Genomic DNA, 17,112 nt, shown 5'->3' on the forward strand with positions numbered 1-17,112 from the left:
GGGACTCATGTGAGTCCCCTTTTCTTTATGTTATATGGTACTATTTGTCAGCTTCTTCAGAATAATCTAAGCTTGCTAGACGTTTATATTGTCTCCATCTCTTTTGAGAGTCTTTTTGGTTTTGTTTGAATAATCTGTCAGCAGCAGCTGGGTTAGTTTTCTTCAATGACATATATCTAGTTTCACCCATTAGGTAATCTTGATATAGTTCCCATTTAGGTTCTTTACAGTCTATTTGAAGAGGGTTCTTTCCTTCAGCTTCTAATGCAGGATTGTATCTGAATATTGGCCAGTATCCGCATTCTGTAGCTAACTTCATTTCTAATTGAGATTTATCCATACCTTTTTTAACTCCGTGGTTAATACAAGGTGCATAAGCAATTATAATTGAAGGTCCTTTGTGAGCTTCTGCTTCTTGGATAGCTTTCAAGTATTGTTGTTGGTTAGCTCCCATAGAAACTTGTCCAACATAGATGTGTCCATAGCTCATGCAGATAGCTGCAAGGTCTTTTTTCTTAATTGGTTTTCCTGCTGCAGCGAATTTAGCAACTGCTCCTGTAGGAGTTGCTTTAGAAGCTTGTCCTCCAGTATTTGAGTAAACTTCTGTATCCATAACGATTACGTTGATATCTTCGTTAGTTGCAAGAACGTGGTCTAATCCACCATAACCGATGTCATATGCCCATCCGTCTCCACCGATGATCCATTGAGATTTTTTAACAAGATATTGTTTTAATCCCATGATTTCTTTTGCATATTCTTCATTAGATTTTTCTAATATAGCTATAATCTTAGGAGATACTTCTCTAGTTGCAGCAGCATATGCTCTTCCTTCTATCCATTTTTGGAATAGATCTTTTAATTCAGGAGATACTGTATCCATATTCTTTTCCATTACATGTTGAATTCTATCTCTTAAAGCTTCAACACCTATATGCATACCAAATCCATACTCAGCGTTGTCTTCAAATAGAGATGAAGCCCATGATGGTCCTTCTCCATTACAGTTTTTAGTATATGGAGTTGATGGAGCAGATCCACTGTATACTGATGAACATCCTGATGCGTTAGAAGCCATCATTCTGTCTCCGAATAATTGAGAAATAACTTTCAAGTAAGGAGTTTCTCCACATCCTGGACAAGCACCATTGAATTCAAATAGTGGTTGACAGAATTGAGATCCTTTTACTGTTGAAGTTGATAATCTATCATTTTTGTATGATACTTTTCCATATAAGTAAGTAGCTTTAACGTCTTCTTTGCTTTCAATTGATTCAGCAAGAGGTTTCATGATTAAAGCTTTCTTAGGAGCTGGACATACGTTAGCACATGATCCACATCCAACACAGTCAAGTGGAGTAACTTGCATTCTGTATGTTACATCTTCTAATCCTTTTCCAATAGCTTTAACTGTAGTTAATTCTACTGGTGATGCATCTTTTTCTTCCTTAGTAATTAAGAAAGGTCTGATAGCAGCATGTGGACATACGAATGAACATTGGTTACATTGGATACAGTTTTCAGGTTGCCAAACTGGTACGTTAACTGCAACTCCTCTCTTTTCGAATGAAGCAGTTCCGTTTTCAAATGTTCCATCTTCTCTTCCATTAAATGCTGATACTGGAAGTTCATTTCCTTTTAGTGCTCCTATTGGATTAACGATATCTTTTACGAAGTTAGTTAGTACTTCAGTTTTACAGTTACATGTATCGTTTTCTACAGCTTCTACTTTCTTTTCTTCAACTGGTAAGTTAGCCCAAGCTGGATCAACTTCAATTTCAACGATTCCTGAAGCTCCCATATCTATAGCTTTATAGTTTAATTGAACTATGTCGTCACCTTTTTTACCATAAGATTTTAAAGCATAGTCTTTCATATATTGTTGTGCTTCTTCAAATGGAATAATTTCAGCTAATTTGAAGAATGCAGCTTGCATTATTGTATTAGTTCTTCTTCCTAATCCAATTTCTTCAGCAAGTTTAGTAGCGTTGATTATAAATAATTTAGCTTTTGCTTTAGCTAAGTCTCTCTTAACGTTGTTAGGAATTAGACGAATTGCTTCTTCTTTATCCCAAATACAGTTTAGTAGGAATTTTCCTCCTTCTTTGATACCTGAAGTCATATCATAGTGATATAAGTATGAAGGAACTGAACATGCTACGAAGTTAGGACTTGAAACTAAATATGTAGATTTAATAGGGTTCTTACCAAATCTTAAGTGAGATCTAGTAACTCCTCCTGATTTTTTAGAGTCATATGCGAAGTATCCTTGTGCATATAAATCAGTTTTATCTCCGATAATTTTGATTGAGTTTTTGTTTGCTCCAACTGTACCGTCTGCTCCTAATCCATAGAATAGACAAGCTTTTGTAGATGGATCAGCAACTGGTAAAGTTTCTCCAACTTCTAGTGAAGTGAATTTAACGTCATCAATGATACCAACTGTAAAGTTATCTTTTGGTTGGTCTTGTTTTAAGTTATCTAAAGCAGCTTTGATTTGAGCTGGAGTAGTATCTTTAGAAGAAAGTCCATATCTTCCACCAACGATTACTGGTGCATTTTCTCTACCATAGTAGATTCCTCTTACATCTAGTAATAATGGTTCTCCTGGAGCTCCTGGCTCTTTAGTTCTTTCCATTACTGCAATTTTTTCAACTGTTTTAGGCATTTCTTTAAAGAAGTATTCTCTAGAGAATGGTCTGTATAGGTGAACTGTTAATAATCCAACTTTTTCACCTTTTGCTGCTAAGTATTCAACTGTTTCTTCTGCAGCTTGACATATAGATCCCATAGCTACAATTACACGAGTTGCATCTTTAGCTCCTGTATATTTAAATGGTTTATAAACTCTTCCTGTTTCTTTAGAAATTTCTTCCATATAGTGAGCAGCGATATCAGGTACTGCATCATAGAATTTGCTTTGTGCTTCTCTTGTTTGGAAGTAAATGTCGTCGTTTTGAGCTGTACCTCTAGTAACTGGATGTTCTGGGTTTAAAGCTCTGTCTCTGAATTCTTGAATTGCTTTGTAGTCAACTAATCTCTTACATACATCGTAATCCATCAATTCAATTTTTTGAATTTCGTGTGAAGTTCTGAATCCATCAAAGAAGTGTAATACTGGAACTCTTGATTTAATAGCAACTAAGTGTGCTACTGTACCTAAGTCCATAGCTTCTTGAACTGATCCACTGGCAATCATAGTAAATCCAGTTTGTCTAGCTGCATATATATCTTGGTGGTCACCAAAGATTGATAGAGCTTGAACTGAAAGTGATCTTGCTGATACATGAATAACTCCTGGTAATAATTCTCCTGCAATTTTGTACATGTTAGGAATTTTAAGTAGTAATCCTTGAGAAGCTGTATATGTAGTTGTTAGTGCACCTGCTTGAAGAGATCCATGAACTGATCCTGCAGCTCCCCCTTCTGATTGTAGCTCAACTAATTTTACAGGAACATCAAAAATGTTTTTCATTCCTTTAGAAGCCCATTCATCAACATACTCTGCCATAGGTGATGATGGAGTGATAGGATAGATCCCAGCAACTTCTGTAAATGCATAAGACGCATAAGCCGCAGCTGCGTTACCATCCATGGTTTTCATTACTTTTTTCATAATTTAACTTCCTCCTTTTACTAGTACCATTTCTTAACTTAACTTAAAAATATTTATCTACTAAAATATAAATATATTAAAAGTATATTTATAATAATTGTAGGCAATCACATTGTTACAAATATAATTTCAAACAACCCTCATACTGAAAAAGCGTATCACCAAATAATAATATTTTTCGTTATTTGGTGATACCTTTTCCTTAAATACTTTAAAAAAGACTTATGATCTTAATACATATTAGTATTATATCATATTTTTTATTCAAAATCTGCATTTTCTTCTAATTTTTCAGATACCGGAGTTTTATTGACAAATGCAAGAACTGCATCACTAATCTTAGGTATCATAATATAAACTATTGTTACTACCCCTAGTAACATTTGATACCAAAGTAATGGAATTAGTTGTGCTGGAGATACTCCATTTTGAGTAAATCCTAACAGAATTAACATCTGTGCCCCATATGGTATAGCTCCTTGTGCAATACATGAGAATATATCTAGAATAGCAGCACTTTCTCTTAAGTCTACGTCATATTTAACAGCTAATTGTTTAGCAATTTGACCATTAACAATTATGGCAACTGTGTTATTTGCAACAGCTATATCTGTAACTGTTACTAGCATACCAATTCCAAATTTTGCACTTTTCTTACCTATTACCATGTTTTGGATTTTATCAATAACCCATTGAACTCCACCCTCTTTTGTAACCATGCTGGCCATTCCACCTGTGATCATTGATAATAGGAATATTTCATTCATTCCTGTAAATCCATTATATATTTCTTTACCAAATTCCAATAGTGTAAAGTTTCCATAAGCTAACCCTATTACTCCAGAAAGTACAACTCCTGAAGCTAAAACTACGAAAACGTTTACTCCTACAAGTGCCATGACTAGAACAAATATATAAGGTAATATCTTAATAAATGTATAGTCATGTACCATTGCTTCTGGAACTACATCTGGTCTTCCAAAGATGAAAAGCAATACTATTGTTGCAATAGCTGCTGGCGCTGCGATAAATAAGTTAATTCTGAACTTATCTCTCATTGCAACTCCTTGAGTTTTAGTTGCAGCGATAGTTGTGTCAGATATAACTGATAAGTTATCTCCAAACATTGCTCCACCCATTACTGATGCAAGAATAAGTGCCATAGAAATTCCACTTTTCTCTCCTAGCCCAACTGCTATCGGTCCAAGTGCAACAATTGCACCAACTGATGTACCAGTGGCTGTAGAAATAAATGCCCCTATGATAAATAATCCAACTGCAATATAATGAGGTGGAATATAAGTTATTCCAAAGTTTACTGTTGAGTCAACTCCACCCATTGCTTTTGAAACTGATGCGAATGCTCCAGCAAGTAGATATATTATACACATAGTAATTATATCTTCATGCCCACATCCTTTGAGGAATGTATTAAACTTTTCTTCAATTTTCCCTTTGAAGCATAGGAATGCAACAACTACACCAGCTCCTGCTGCAACTGGTCCAGGTAATTGATAGAAAGCCAGTTCTACGCCTTGGAAGTGTAACACAATCCCAGTTCCTAAATAAATAACGATAAAAACAATAAACGGAATCAAACCTTTAAAACTTCCTTTGATTTGCTTTTCTATCATATATTTTCCCCCATCTTAATATATTTTATATTTTATCTAAACCATATTCCAAATCAGCAATAATATCTTCGATATTTTCTAACCCAACTGATAATCTTACTAATCCGTCAGTAATTCCAGCTGCTTCTCTTTCTTCTTTACTGTATGGTGAGTGAGTCATTGATGCAGGGTGTTGAATTAGAGTTTCTGTATCTCCTAAAGAAACTGCCAGTGAGCAAAGTTTTACATTATTTAGTAATGTCTTACCAGCTTCAAATCCACCTTTAAGTTCAAATGAAATCATTGCTCCAAAGTCTTTCATTTGTTTTTTAGCAACTTCATGTCCTGGATGAGTAGCTATTCCTGGGTAGTATACTCTTTCAACTTTTGGATGATTATTTAAGAATTCAGCAACTTTTCTAGCATTTGCACAGTGACGTTGCATTCTGATTTCCATAGTTTTTAATCCTCTGATGATATAGAAAGCTTCCTGAGGTCCTAATACAGCTCCTGTCATGTCTTTTACACCAACAAGTCTGATTTGGTCAGCAAGTTCTTTTCTACTTACAGCGAATCCAGCAACTACGTCTCCGTGTCCATTTATATATTTAGTAGCTGAGTGAACAACTATGTCTACACCTAAAGTTAAAGGTCTTTGTAAATATGGAGTCGCAAATGTATTGTCAACTATTACTAATGTATTAGGATTAGTATGTGCAACATCCACTATTTTCTTTAAGTCAACTATTTTTAAGTTAGGGTTTGCAGGTGTTTCTAAGTATACTATACGAGTATTTGGTTTCATTGCTTTTTTAACTGCTTCAGCATCTGATGTATCTAGGAAAGTAACTTCTACACCGAATCTAGTTAATCCGTGATTCATTAAAGCAAATGTACATCCATATAGAGTTGTATCAGTTATAACATGATCTCCAGCTTTTAAGAATGTCCATAGAGTTGATGAGATTGCTCCAATTCCTGATGATGTTGCAACTGCTGCTTCTCCTTCTTCTAATGCTGCAACTCTAGCTTCTGCTATTGCAGTTGTAGGGTTTCCTAAACGAGAATAAATAAATCCATCTTCTTGAAGAGCAAAACGTCTTCCACCTTGTTCTGCAGAATCAAATACGAATGTAGATGTTTGATAAATAGGTACTGCTAATGCACCATAACCATTTTTTGTTGCTCCAGCATGTATTGCTTTTGTTCCAAATCCAAAATTTTTTTCTTTCATTTTAAACCCCCTCGTATTTTTTTACAGAATTCAACATAAATTCCTATAGTATAATAATAGTATAATTTGAACTATAAATCAATACTTTTTACTAAAAACTGTCATAGTACAGTTAAAAAAAGCTTTTTTAAAAAAACAGAAGAGAAAAATCTCTTCTGTTTTAAAGATAATTTTTATCAATTATACATAACTTATTTTTACTGCAACAGCAAGTGAAATCAGTGCAATAATAGTTAATATAACAATGAGTGGCATCAAGAACTTATACCATTTTTTTAATGGAACTCTTGACCAAGATAACAACATCAAAAGTGTTCCGTATGTAAACCATGTCATATTAGTTATACCGTCACCAAACTGGTAAGCTAATATTGCAGTCTGTCTTGTTAAACCAACTAAATCTGCTAAAGGAATAACTAAAGGCATCAAAGCCATTGCTTTTCCTGATCCTGAAGGAACAAGACCATTAAGAAGAGATACTATGATAAATATACCAATTGCTGAAGCTACTGGTGGCCAACCTTGAATTGCATTTGATAATGTGTGAATTATTGGGTCAACTGCTCCACCTGCATCAAGTATCCATTGTACCCCTCTTGCAATACCAACTATTAAAGCACCATTTATTGAGTTTTTCATACCTTGTATCATATGATTAACTATTGTATCTACACCCATCTTATTGATTATTCCTAACAGAATTCCATAAGCCAGAAATGCAGCTGTCATATCATTTATATTCCATCCAAGTTTCATCATACCAAATACAATGAATATAAATGTAATAGCTAAAGTTATAAGTGATAATTTTTGAGCAAAAGTCATTTCCTGTTTATTTAACTCTTCAAAATCCATCTTAAGATCAGATACATCTACGTCTTTAGTTAGTGATAGTTCTGGATTTTTCTTAACTTTATTTGCATACCTTACTGTATATATCATAGCAACAGCAACAAATATCACAAATACAACAGTTCTGAATCCCATACCAGAAAATAATTTTAATTCAGCAATTTCATGGCTTACTCCAACTGTATACATATTTGTTGGCCCAATAGCAAATGATACAAATAGTCCTAAGATTACAACTGCAGCTGCAGTCATTGCATCATAACCAAGAGAGATAATAATTGGAATTACTATTGGTACAAAAGGAATAGCTGCTTCTATCCACCCTAAAAATCCACCAAGTATTGAGAAGAAAATCATAAAAATCCAAATCAGTGCATTACTGTCTTTCTTTTTACCTGTAGCTTTAACCAGCATTGAAATACCCATTCCTAAAGCCCCACTCTGTGTAAGTACTTCAACTACTCCTCCAACTATAAGTATTAAGAATACAATACTTCCTGAACCAATAAGTCCATATGGAACTGCTCTAAAAAAGTCTAGAAAATCAACTGGTGAACGAGAAACAGCATGATATGATGTTGGATCAATAACTGTTCTGCCATTTACAACAACTCTTTCATAAGCCCCAGGACTTACAACAAAACTTAGTAATCCAGCAATTATTATTACCGCAAATAACAATGCATATGGATTTATATTTCTGCTTTTCTTTTCTTTATTCTTATTAAACATAAAAAACCTCCACTTTTAGTAATTGCTCTGTAACCCTATATTCTATTTTTCTATTTCTGGATTTCTTGGTTTAATCTCCTTAGGAACAGATGTAACATAATCTCCTACTACATCTTTAAATTCCTTTTTAGCTTTTTCAATAAGTTCAGGATGTTTTACCATATTGATTGCTGCTGTTGCCATTCCACCAACTGCTGCAAAAAGTCCTTTTTTAGCAATATCTGATTTTGCCTGAGAACACATTTGCCATGAATGCAATGGAGTTCCAACTGCAGCTGTAGCCATAAACATCTGTGCTGTAGGAATATAATGGCTTAACTCTCCTGCATCTGATGTTATAACTTGAGGTGCTCCGTATTTTCCATCAAATGGAGCCATCTCTGTATCTAACCCATTTGAAATCATCTTATCTGCTAATTCTGTTCCTAACTGGTTGATAAGCTGTTTTCTTGCACTGTTACGTGCTTCATCACTTAAAGAATTATAAAACTCTTTAGCTAGTTTTATATCCTTTTCATCAAACTTAGGTAAACCAAATTCTTTTATAGAATCATATAAAACTTTAGACATAACTAAGTTTGGAACAAAATCTGCAATAGCTATTTTAAAGTCTATCTCAACTTCTGTACCACACATCATTGCAGCACCTTTAGCTATATTATTTATTCTATGATATATCTCTGTTGAATCCTGAATTTTATTACTTCTTATGAAATAGTATAAAGTTGCATTTGGTTGTACAACGTTAGGTGCCTTACTTCCAGCATCTAAGTAAGAGTAATGTATTCTTGCATCTGATACAACATGTTCTCTTAAGTAATTTACACCAACATTCATCAGTTCAGCACTATCTAAAGCGGATCTTCCTAATTCAGGTGCAGCAGCAGCATGTGAAGGTATTCCTTTAAATTTGTACACTGCTATGGTATTAGCTAATGATCCTCCATCCCATATTGCGTTATAAAAAGCTGGATGCCATGTAAAAGCAAAATCTACTCCTTTGTAGACTCCGTCACGTCCAAAAAAAACTTTGGCTGCGTCCCTTTCTTCTGAAGGAGATCCAAATAGTTTAACAGTTCCAGGGATATTGTGTCTTTCAAGATAATCGGCAATAACAAGAGCCGCACCCACAGTTCCACTACCTAAAAGGTTGTGTCCACAACCATGACCTGCTTCCTGATTTTCTATTGCTTGTTCTACTGGTTTAGACGCTACTTGGCTAAGTCCTGGTAATGCATCATATTCACAAGATATACCTATAACTGGTTTTCCTGATCCTTTTGTTGCTACAAAAGCTGTTTTCATTCCAGAAATACCTGTTTCTACAGAAAAACCTTTTTCTTTCATTACTTTAATGATTTCCTCTGCAGATTTATACTCTTCCAATCCTAATTCAGGATTATCCCATAAATAATTACAAAGATTCTCATATATTGGTCTATTTTCTTCAACTATATTTTTAATTTCATTTATAAATTTATCCAAGATGATAACCTCCCCTTGAGTATTGAAATGTAATATTTTATTCCTATGTATTGCTCAAAAGAAGCAATTTTTAGTCAATTACTCCAATATTCTTTTTTTATAAAAAGATTAATTAACAATATTATATATTTGGCGTAGTAGATATCTACTACGCCTATATACACTATATAAATTTAATTTTCAAATTACTATTTAATTTGATCTAATCCGTATTCTAAGTCAGCAATAATATCTTCAATATTTTCTAATCCTATTGATAATCTTACTAATCCGTCAGTAATTCCTGCTGCTTCTCTTTCTTCTTTACTGTATGGTGAGTGAGTCATTGATGCAGGGTGTTGAATTAGAGTTTCAGTATCTCCTAGTGAAACTGCCAGTGAGCAAAGTTCAACATTGTTTAGAAGTGTTTTACCAGCTTCGAATCCACCTTTAAGTTCAAATGAAATCATTGCTCCAAAGTCTTTCATTTGTTTTTTAGCAACTTCATGTCCTGGATGAGATGCTAATCCTGGGTAGTAAACTCTTTCTACTTTTGGATGATTATTTAAGAATTCAGCAACTTTTCTAGCATTTGCACAGTGACGTTGCATTCTGATTTCCATAGTTTTTAATCCTCTGATGATGTAGAAAGCTTCTTGAGGTCCTAATACAGCTCCTGTCATATCTTTTACACCAACAAGTCTGATTTGATCAGCTAATTCTTTTCTACTTACAGCGAATCCAGCAACTACGTCTCCGTGTCCATTTATATATTTAGTAGCTGAGTGAACTACAATATCTACACCTAATTTTAAAGGATTTTGTAAATATGGAGTAGCGAATGTATTATCAACTACTACTAATGTATTTGGGTTAGTGTGTGCTACTTTAACTATTTTTTCAAGGTCAACAATTTTTAAGTTAGGGTTTGCAGGTGTTTCTAAGTATACAACACGTGTATTAGGTTTCATTGCTTTTTTAACTGCTTCAGCATCTGATGTATCCAAGAAAGTAACTTCTACACCAAATCTAGTTAATCCGTGGTTCATTAAAGCAAATGTACATCCGTATAGAGTTGTATCAGTTATAACGTGATCTCCAGCTTTTAAGAATGTCCATAGAGTTGATGAGATTGCTCCGATTCCTGATGATGTTGCTACTGCAGCTTCTCCACCTTCTAATGCTGCAACTCTAGCTTCTGCTATTGCAGTTGTAGGGTTTCCTAAACGAGAATAGATAAATCCATCTTCTTGAAGAGCAAAACGTCTTCCACCTTGTTCTGCAGAATCAAATACGAAAGTTGATGTTTGATAAATAGGTACTGCTAATGCTCCGTATCCATTTTTTGTTGCTCCAGCATGTATTGCTGTTGTTCCGAATCCAAATTTTTTGTTTTCCATTTTTTAACCCCCTATAAGTTTGTTTAAGTAAAATCTTTTAATTTATTTGTTTCTATAGTATAATGTTAGTATAAAATGAACTATAAATCAATAGTTTTTCCTAAAAACTGTCATAGTACAGTTCAAAAACCCAAGGAGGATATATGCGCACGAAAATAAACAGAGATTCACAAATTACTATTTCTACTCAGTTATTTGAGATTTTAAAGCGAGATATTCTACAAAATAATTGGAAAGAAAATTCTCGCTTTTATTCAATACGACAGGTATCTATAAAATACGATGTAAATCCAAATACTGTTTTAAAAGTATTTCAAACTCTTGAAGAACAGGGATATCTATTCAGTATCCAGGGAAAAGGAAGCTATATAAAGAAAGGTTATAATCTTGATGTCAGTGAAAGAATGGCACCGATTTTAAACACTTTTAAATTAGGACAGGATAATAAAAAAGGGGAAATTAATCTATCTAACGGAGCTCCACCAAGTGAATTCTTTCCTACAGAGGCATATAGAAAGATTTTAGGAGCAATACTTTCAGATAAAGAGGAAAGTAAAATACTTCTTGGATATCAAAACATTCAAGGTCTTGAAAGTTTAAGAAAAGTAATACCAAACTATTTAAAGAAATTTAAAATTAATGTTAGTAAAGATGATATTATTATCGGCACATGTACACAGAGCATCCTGAGCCTTATATGTACAACATTCAATCAAATGCCAAAAAAAACCATGCTACTATCTAAACCTACATATCAGAATGCTGTTAGAATATTTGAAAATTACTATAATATTGAAAATATCAATCTGCTTCCTGATGGTTGGGACATGGAAGAATTTGAACTGCTTTTAAAAAGAAAAAAAATTGATTTTATTTATGTAATGACCAATTTCCAGAATCCAACTGGAATTACCTGGTCAGAGAAAAAGAAAAGAAAACTTTTGGAATTATCTCTAAAATATGACTTTTATATCATAGAGGATGAATGTTTCTGTGATTTCTACTATGATGGTAATATTCCAACCTCTTTAAAATCTATAGATACTAAAGAGAGAGTATTCTACTTAAAAACATTTTCTAAAAGTGTAATGCCTGGTATAAGTTTGGCACTGTTTATACCTCCAAAATCATTTTTAGAAAAATTCAGCTTAAATAAATACTTTGTAGATACTACTACATCTGGAATAAATCAAAAATTTCTTGAGATATATATAAAAAATGGAATGATGGAAGAACACCTTGAAAAATTGAGAGAGATTTTCTCTAAAAAGATGGAATATGTAATAAATAAACTTTATAATATTCCACATTTGAGAATTACACATATACCTAAAGGAGGTTTTTTCCTATGGATAGAGCTTGCTAACTATATCGATGGGGAAAAGTTTTACTACAAATGTAGGTTGAGAGGTCTATCAATACTTCCTGGATTTTTATTTGATTCCACTGGTCGAACATCTTGCAACATTAGAATCAGTATTGTATCAGCAAACCTTGATGAAATTGATGCTGGATTTGACATTATTGCTGATATTCTAAAGCACTGTAACGGCATACCAAAATCTGTATAATAAAATGTTATTCTGTATAAAATATTATTAGGAGTTGTGAGATATGTATTATATGGCATCTAAAAAAAGCACGGCCAGAATATATGCTTTTTTGTCAATTTTTCTCTGGTCTACATCTTTTGTATCTACTAATATTATTATATCTACAGACGCATTGAACCTGAGAGAGGTTCATACGCTTAAATTTTTATTAGCATCAATTATTTTACTGTTTTTAGTTTTTATTTTAAAAATGCAGATACCATCATTTATGGATTTGGTAAAATTTTCCCTGTGTGGGATTTTTGGGTACACTGCATATATTTATTTTCTTCATAAGGGGATTGAAACACTACCTGCACACAATATCTATTTTACCAATGCACTATGTCCAATAATGATTATATTTTTAAGCTATAGTCTTTTTAGGACACGTACAACGGGACTTGCTAAACTTGGCCTTTTTATTTCAATGGTTGGAGTTATAGCCCTCTATGTCAATATGAATAAGTTTAAAATAAACACTGGTATTCTTTATATGTTTGTTGCAACTGTATTTTTTTCCTTTTACAGTATTTTGCAAAAGCTCGTAGTAAAGAAATATCGACCTATAGAAGCTATGGCATACAGTTTAATTACTGGAAGTATATTTATTATCCTTATGAATTATGATACAATATTAGTAATAAAGGATCTAAGTTATAAATCTTATTTCCATCTTTTATACCTTGCTATTTTCCCTGGTATATTGGGATTTTATTTTTGGAGCAAAGGAATCGAAGTTTGTCATAATACAGTTGATGTGGCTTACTGGATGTTTTTACTTCCAGTTGCTGCTGTAATTTATTCTGTTTTATTTTTAAATACGCCACTTAATATTTATATATGTATTGGCCTATTTTTGATACTTCTAGGTATGATAATATTTTCAATATATAGAAGATATAACTATTAACTTTGTCAGGAATAGAGGTGAAAATATGAAACTTGATGAAAAGAGAAAACTTGAAAAAGCAAGACAGAAAGTTCACCAACAAATTTTTACTAATCAATTATCTCCACTTACTAAAGAGCATGTGAAAAATAAGATACTTGATGAAGCAGCAAAGAAAATAGCTGAGGGAAAGCTTACTACTGATAAGGAGATCAAAGATTTTATTTTGGAAAAAGATAGTGATTATGCTGGTGACAATGATATATTCAAAATCATACTTAAAATTGCACCTTTAGCACTGGTTTTGTTTTTCATTTTTATTTTTGTATTTCAGTCTTTATATATGTAATCTGAGGGAGGGATTTATATGAAAAATCTTAAGGAACTATATAAGAAATGGAGAGAAGAGATAGAAAAACTACACAGTAGTAAAGAGAAAGCAAAAGAGTATTTTGACTCAAGTGACCCAGCTGTTAGAAAAGAGTTTTCTAAATGGGTAGGATTAGAAGATGAGATCTCTTATGATGAGATGTTTGAACTGGAAAATGAATTTGATATTGAACGGTAAATAATTAAAAAGAGCTGTACAGATCTATGATAGTTGTGGTGCACCACTAAGTCACAGATTTGTTACAGCTCCTTTTTTATATAGTTTTTACAGCTTTATCAAACTCTTCTCTTGTTATTCCATAACGGTTTAATTTTGAAAGTAGTTGTTTTCCATTAGAATACCCAATTCCTAATGCTTTTCCAAGGTTTTCTCTCTTAGTTTTAGAATCTTCGTGTCCCACAAGTCCTAATTCTATCAAATCCGCCATTTTATAGTTTTCCTGAACATCTGCTTCAACTGTACATCTGGCCATTTCTAAAGCCCTAATTATAGCCTCTGGAGCAGCATTTTCAACTCCTACATCTCCATCCTTAGTTCCTTCTTTTCTATTTATAAAGGCATCTTTGGCATTTGGGAAAAATTTATGTATATGTTTTCTAATCTCATTTCCTGCAAAATCAGGGTCTGTAAGTACAATTATCCCCTTATTTTTTTCTGCTGTTCTTATCTTGTCAATATTCTCTTTCTTTCTAACTGCAAATCCATTTACCTGAATAACTTCAGCATCTACAGCAACTTTAACAGCAGTTATATCATCTCTTCCTTCAACTACAATAATCTCTTTTATTACTTTTTTCATTTGAACTCCTCAAAATTAACTCTTTATAATAACTAAAAGACTGACCAGTAAATACAAATCAAGTCAGTCTTTCTGCTCTTACTTTATCTTTTCATCAAAATATACAAGGAAGTTAGCAAGGTCTCTTGACACATACTCCCATGTATGAACCTCATCTTCACATAGATATCCAATGAAGTTGTATTTATATTTTTTCATTCTTCCAACTGTATCAGTCCATTGCTGAAGCATAAGATGGCTTACAACATCATTTTCTCCAACACTTGCATAGAAATATTTATCTTTAAACTTGTTGATATCAAGCTTTTTAGTAAGAGTATATGGATCCTCTTTTAGAATCTCATAACCCCATGAACTGAAAACATTTAAGAATTGAAGTTTATCTTCGCTTTTAAATAAAAACTTAGGTATATACAAAAATTTAAATAGTCTTATTACTCTTCTATTTACACTCATTCTGATAATACTGATTGCACCTGAAAAACTTCCAACTACATCAAAGACATCTGGATGCTTTAGTCCTAATTTAAAAGCTCCATATCCCCCCATTGAGAAACCGGCAATTCCAAACTTTGATTTTGGAAAGATGCCTTTAAACATTGGAATAAGCTCTTTCATAATGTAATCTTCATATCTAAAACTGTCATTTTTATAAAAATTGGTATACCAACTTGTTCCCTGATATCCTGAATCAATTAAAATAATATTGATTGGATCAATTTTATTATTCAATCTCAACAGCAGATAATTTTCACAAATTTTAGCTCTATCAAGCCAATCATTTGATGAGTCTCTAAGTCCATGTAAAAGAACAAGACATGGGATGTCATCCCTATCCACATCTCTATTGGTGATAATTGTATACTCTAAATTTTCTTTAATATAGTTACTATTAGAAAATCTTTTTTTCTCTATTCTCAGATATTTATCCAAAACTTCCTGAGATATTGAGCTAAAATCCTTATCAATATTTTTTATATGTGTTACTTGGCCAAAACCTAGAACACGTCTTAACTTTCTAGCCAGTCTAAATTTGTATGGATATGTCAAGATATAAAATAGCAACCCCAAAGCTATAAAGAAATATAATATATATATCATAAAATCAACTTAATTAAAACTCTGCATTATTTGGTGTTCTTGGGAATGGGATTACGTCACGGATGTTAGTCATTCCAGTGATATACATAATCATTCTTTCAAATCCAAGACCGTATCCTGAATGTGGGAAACTTCCAAATCTTCTTAAATCTAAATAAAATTCATAATCTTCAGGGTTCATTCCTAACTCATTGATTCTATTTTCAAGAATTTCTAAGCTATCTTCTCTTTGAGATCCACCTATTATCTCTCCAATTCCAGGAGCTAATAAGTCCATTGCTCTAACTGTTTTTCCATCTGGATTAAGTTTCATATAGAAAGCTTTAATATCTTTTGGATAGTCAGTTAAGAATACTGGCTTCTTAAAGTGTTGTTCTGCAAGATATCTTTCATGTTCACTTTGTAAGTCGATTCCCCATTCTACTGGATAATCAAATTTCTTACCTGATTTTAATAGGATATCAATTGCTTCTGTATATGTAAGTCTTGCAAAGTCGTTATTTAATACGTTATTTAATTTGTCAATTAATCCTTTTTCAATAAATTTATTGAAGAATTCTATCTCTTCAGGACACTCATCCATAACATATTTGATTATATATTTAACCATTGCTTCAGCAAGTTCCATATTTGCATTAAGGTCAGCAAAAGCGATTTCAGGTTCTATCATCCAGAATTCTGAAGCGTGTCTTGCTGTATTTGAGTTTTCTGCTCTAAATGTTGGTCCAAATGTATAGATATTTCTAAATGCTGAACAGAAAGTTTCTCCACTTAATTGTCCACTTACTGTTAAGTTAGTTTCTTTACCAAAGAAGTCTTTAGACTCATCTACTGTTCCATCTTCTTTTTTAGGAAGATTGTTTAGATCAAGAGTAGTTACTCTGAACATCTCTCCTGCACCTTCACAGTCAGATCCTGTTATAATTGGAGTGTGAACATATACAAATCCATTTTCTTGGAAGAATTTGTGAATTGCATAAGCAACAACAGATCTTACTCTGAATACTGCAGCAAATGTATTTGTTCTTGGTCTTAAGTGAGCTTTTGTTCTTAAGAATTCAAAAGTATGTCTTTTATTTTGTAATGGATAGCTTAAATCAGCTTTTTGGAATACATTAACTTCAGTTGCAGCGATCTCTACATCCTGTCCTGCACCTTGTGATTTTATTAATTTTCCTTTTACTTCTACTGAAGATATGATAGATAAGTGAGAAATTTCATCGTAGTTTGGTAATTCATTTGTGAATACTACTTGAATTCCTTTAAAGAAAGATCCATCATTAACTTCCATAAATCCGAAGTTTTTCTGGTCTCTCATTTTTTTAACCCAACCAGTTATTACCACTTCTTTATCTAAATATTTTTCTGTCTCTCTAAAAAGAGATTTTACTGTAACTTTTTCCATTTCTATATGCCCCCGTAAAAA

The 17,112-nt window shown here is 32.8% G+C and carries 13 protein-coding genes; 4 read left to right on the top strand and 9 right to left on the bottom strand.

All coding sequences use genetic code 11. From position 1 onward, the window contains the following. Positions 1-40 precede the first annotated feature (40 nt). From nifJ to megL (IX290_RS01945), 6 genes are all read right to left on the bottom strand, one after another. Positions 41-3,616, bottom strand: coding sequence for a pyruvate:ferredoxin (flavodoxin) oxidoreductase (gene nifJ / locus IX290_RS01920; protein ID WP_211491515.1), 3,576 nt, complete (start codon positions 3,614-3,616; stop codon positions 41-43). A gap of 260 nt (positions 3,617-3,876) precedes the next feature. After that, on the bottom strand, positions 3,877-5,250 hold the full coding sequence (locus tag IX290_RS01925) for a Na+/H+ antiporter NhaC family protein (RefSeq protein WP_211491516.1): 1,374 nt from the start codon (positions 5,248-5,250) through the stop codon (positions 3,877-3,879). A 25-nt stretch (positions 5,251-5,275) separates the two neighbouring features. Then, the gene (gene megL, locus IX290_RS01930) at positions 5,276-6,463 is read right to left on the bottom strand and encodes a methionine gamma-lyase (protein WP_211491517.1); all 1,188 of its coding nucleotides are present in this window, start codon (positions 6,461-6,463) and stop codon (positions 5,276-5,278) included. Between the two features lie 180 nt (positions 6,464-6,643). Then, positions 6,644-8,047 carry a YfcC family protein gene (locus IX290_RS01935; protein WP_211491518.1) on the bottom strand — a complete coding sequence of 468 codons (1,404 nt, stop codon included), beginning with the start codon at positions 8,045-8,047 and terminating at the stop codon, positions 6,644-6,646. Between the two features lie 42 nt (positions 8,048-8,089). After that, a complete protein-coding gene (locus tag IX290_RS01940) occupies positions 8,090-9,532 on the bottom strand; it encodes an amidohydrolase (RefSeq protein ID WP_211491519.1) in 1,443 nt (480 codons plus the stop codon). Between the two features lie 188 nt (positions 9,533-9,720). Beyond that, positions 9,721-10,911, bottom strand: coding sequence for a methionine gamma-lyase (gene megL / locus IX290_RS01945; RefSeq protein ID WP_211491520.1), 1,191 nt, complete (start codon positions 10,909-10,911; stop codon positions 9,721-9,723). Between the two features lie 143 nt (positions 10,912-11,054). On the opposite strand from megL (IX290_RS01945), the gene IX290_RS01950 reads away from it, so the two are divergent. The 4 genes from IX290_RS01950 to IX290_RS01965 are packed head-to-tail and all read left to right on the top strand — an operon-like array spanning position 11,055 to position 13,963. After that, complete coding sequence (locus IX290_RS01950) at positions 11,055-12,482, top strand: PLP-dependent aminotransferase family protein (RefSeq protein WP_211491521.1); 1,428 nt, start codon at positions 11,055-11,057, stop codon at positions 12,480-12,482. 43 nt (positions 12,483-12,525) lie between these two features. Next, positions 12,526-13,416 carry a DMT family transporter gene (locus tag IX290_RS01955; protein ID WP_211491522.1) on the top strand — a complete coding sequence of 297 codons (891 nt, stop codon included), beginning with the start codon at positions 12,526-12,528 and terminating at the stop codon, positions 13,414-13,416. A gap of 25 nt (positions 13,417-13,441) precedes the next feature. Continuing rightward, positions 13,442-13,744: a hypothetical protein gene (locus tag IX290_RS01960; protein ID WP_211491523.1), complete on the top strand. Its 303-nt coding sequence runs from the start codon at positions 13,442-13,444 to the stop codon at positions 13,742-13,744. 18 nt (positions 13,745-13,762) lie between these two features. Beyond that, positions 13,763-13,963 carry a hypothetical protein gene (locus tag IX290_RS01965; protein ID WP_211491524.1) on the top strand — a complete coding sequence of 67 codons (201 nt, stop codon included), beginning with the start codon at positions 13,763-13,765 and terminating at the stop codon, positions 13,961-13,963. A gap of 76 nt (positions 13,964-14,039) precedes the next feature. Here IX290_RS01965 and rnmV read toward each other — a convergent pair whose 3' ends face one another. The 3 genes from rnmV to asnS form a co-directional block, all read right to left on the bottom strand. After that, positions 14,040-14,585 (bottom strand): ribonuclease M5, encoded by a 546-nt coding sequence (rnmV, locus tag IX290_RS01970; protein ID WP_211491525.1) that lies wholly within the window; start codon positions 14,583-14,585, stop codon positions 14,040-14,042. Positions 14,586-14,663: 78 nt separating this feature from the next. Continuing rightward, on the bottom strand, positions 14,664-15,686 hold the full coding sequence (locus IX290_RS01975; protein ID WP_211491526.1) for an alpha/beta hydrolase-fold protein: 1,023 nt from the start codon (positions 15,684-15,686) through the stop codon (positions 14,664-14,666). Between the two features lie 13 nt (positions 15,687-15,699). Further along, a complete protein-coding gene (gene asnS, locus IX290_RS01980; RefSeq protein WP_211491527.1) occupies positions 15,700-17,091 on the bottom strand; it encodes an asparagine--tRNA ligase in 1,392 nt (463 codons plus the stop codon). Positions 17,092-17,112: the final 21 nt, after the last annotated feature.

It is taken from the genome of Fusobacterium sp. DD2 (genome assembly GCF_018205345.1).
Lineage (GTDB): Bacteria > Fusobacteriota > Fusobacteriia > Fusobacteriales > Fusobacteriaceae > Fusobacterium_A.

Bases quoted from the DNA above. Each gene is read 5' to 3' on its own strand.
- nifJ (WP_211491515.1), bottom strand. From the start codon at position 3,616: ATGAAAAAAGTAATGAAAACCATGGATGGTAACGCAGCTGCGGCTTAT.
- IX290_RS01925 (WP_211491516.1), bottom strand. From the start codon at position 5,250: ATGATAGAAAAGCAAATCAAAGGAAGTTTTAAAGGTTTGATTCCGTTT.
- megL (WP_211491517.1), bottom strand. From the start codon at position 6,463: ATGAAAGAAAAAAATTTTGGATTTGGAACAAAAGCAATACATGCTGGA.
- IX290_RS01935 (WP_211491518.1), bottom strand. From the start codon at position 8,047: ATGTTTAATAAGAATAAAGAAAAGAAAAGCAGAAATATAAATCCATAT.
- megL (WP_211491520.1), bottom strand. From the start codon at position 10,911: ATGGAAAACAAAAAATTTGGATTCGGAACAACAGCAATACATGCTGGA.
- IX290_RS01950 (WP_211491521.1), top strand. From the start codon at position 11,055: ATGCGCACGAAAATAAACAGAGATTCACAAATTACTATTTCTACTCAG.
- IX290_RS01955 (WP_211491522.1), top strand. From the start codon at position 12,526: ATGTATTATATGGCATCTAAAAAAAGCACGGCCAGAATATATGCTTTT.
- IX290_RS01960 (WP_211491523.1), top strand. From the start codon at position 13,442: ATGAAACTTGATGAAAAGAGAAAACTTGAAAAAGCAAGACAGAAAGTT.
- IX290_RS01965 (WP_211491524.1), top strand. From the start codon at position 13,763: ATGAAAAATCTTAAGGAACTATATAAGAAATGGAGAGAAGAGATAGAA.
- rnmV (WP_211491525.1), bottom strand. From the start codon at position 14,585: ATGAAAAAAGTAATAAAAGAGATTATTGTAGTTGAAGGAAGAGATGAT.
- IX290_RS01975 (WP_211491526.1), bottom strand. From the start codon at position 15,686: ATGATATATATATTATATTTCTTTATAGCTTTGGGGTTGCTATTTTAT.
- asnS (WP_211491527.1), bottom strand. From the start codon at position 17,091: ATGGAAAAAGTTACAGTAAAATCTCTTTTTAGAGAGACAGAAAAATAT.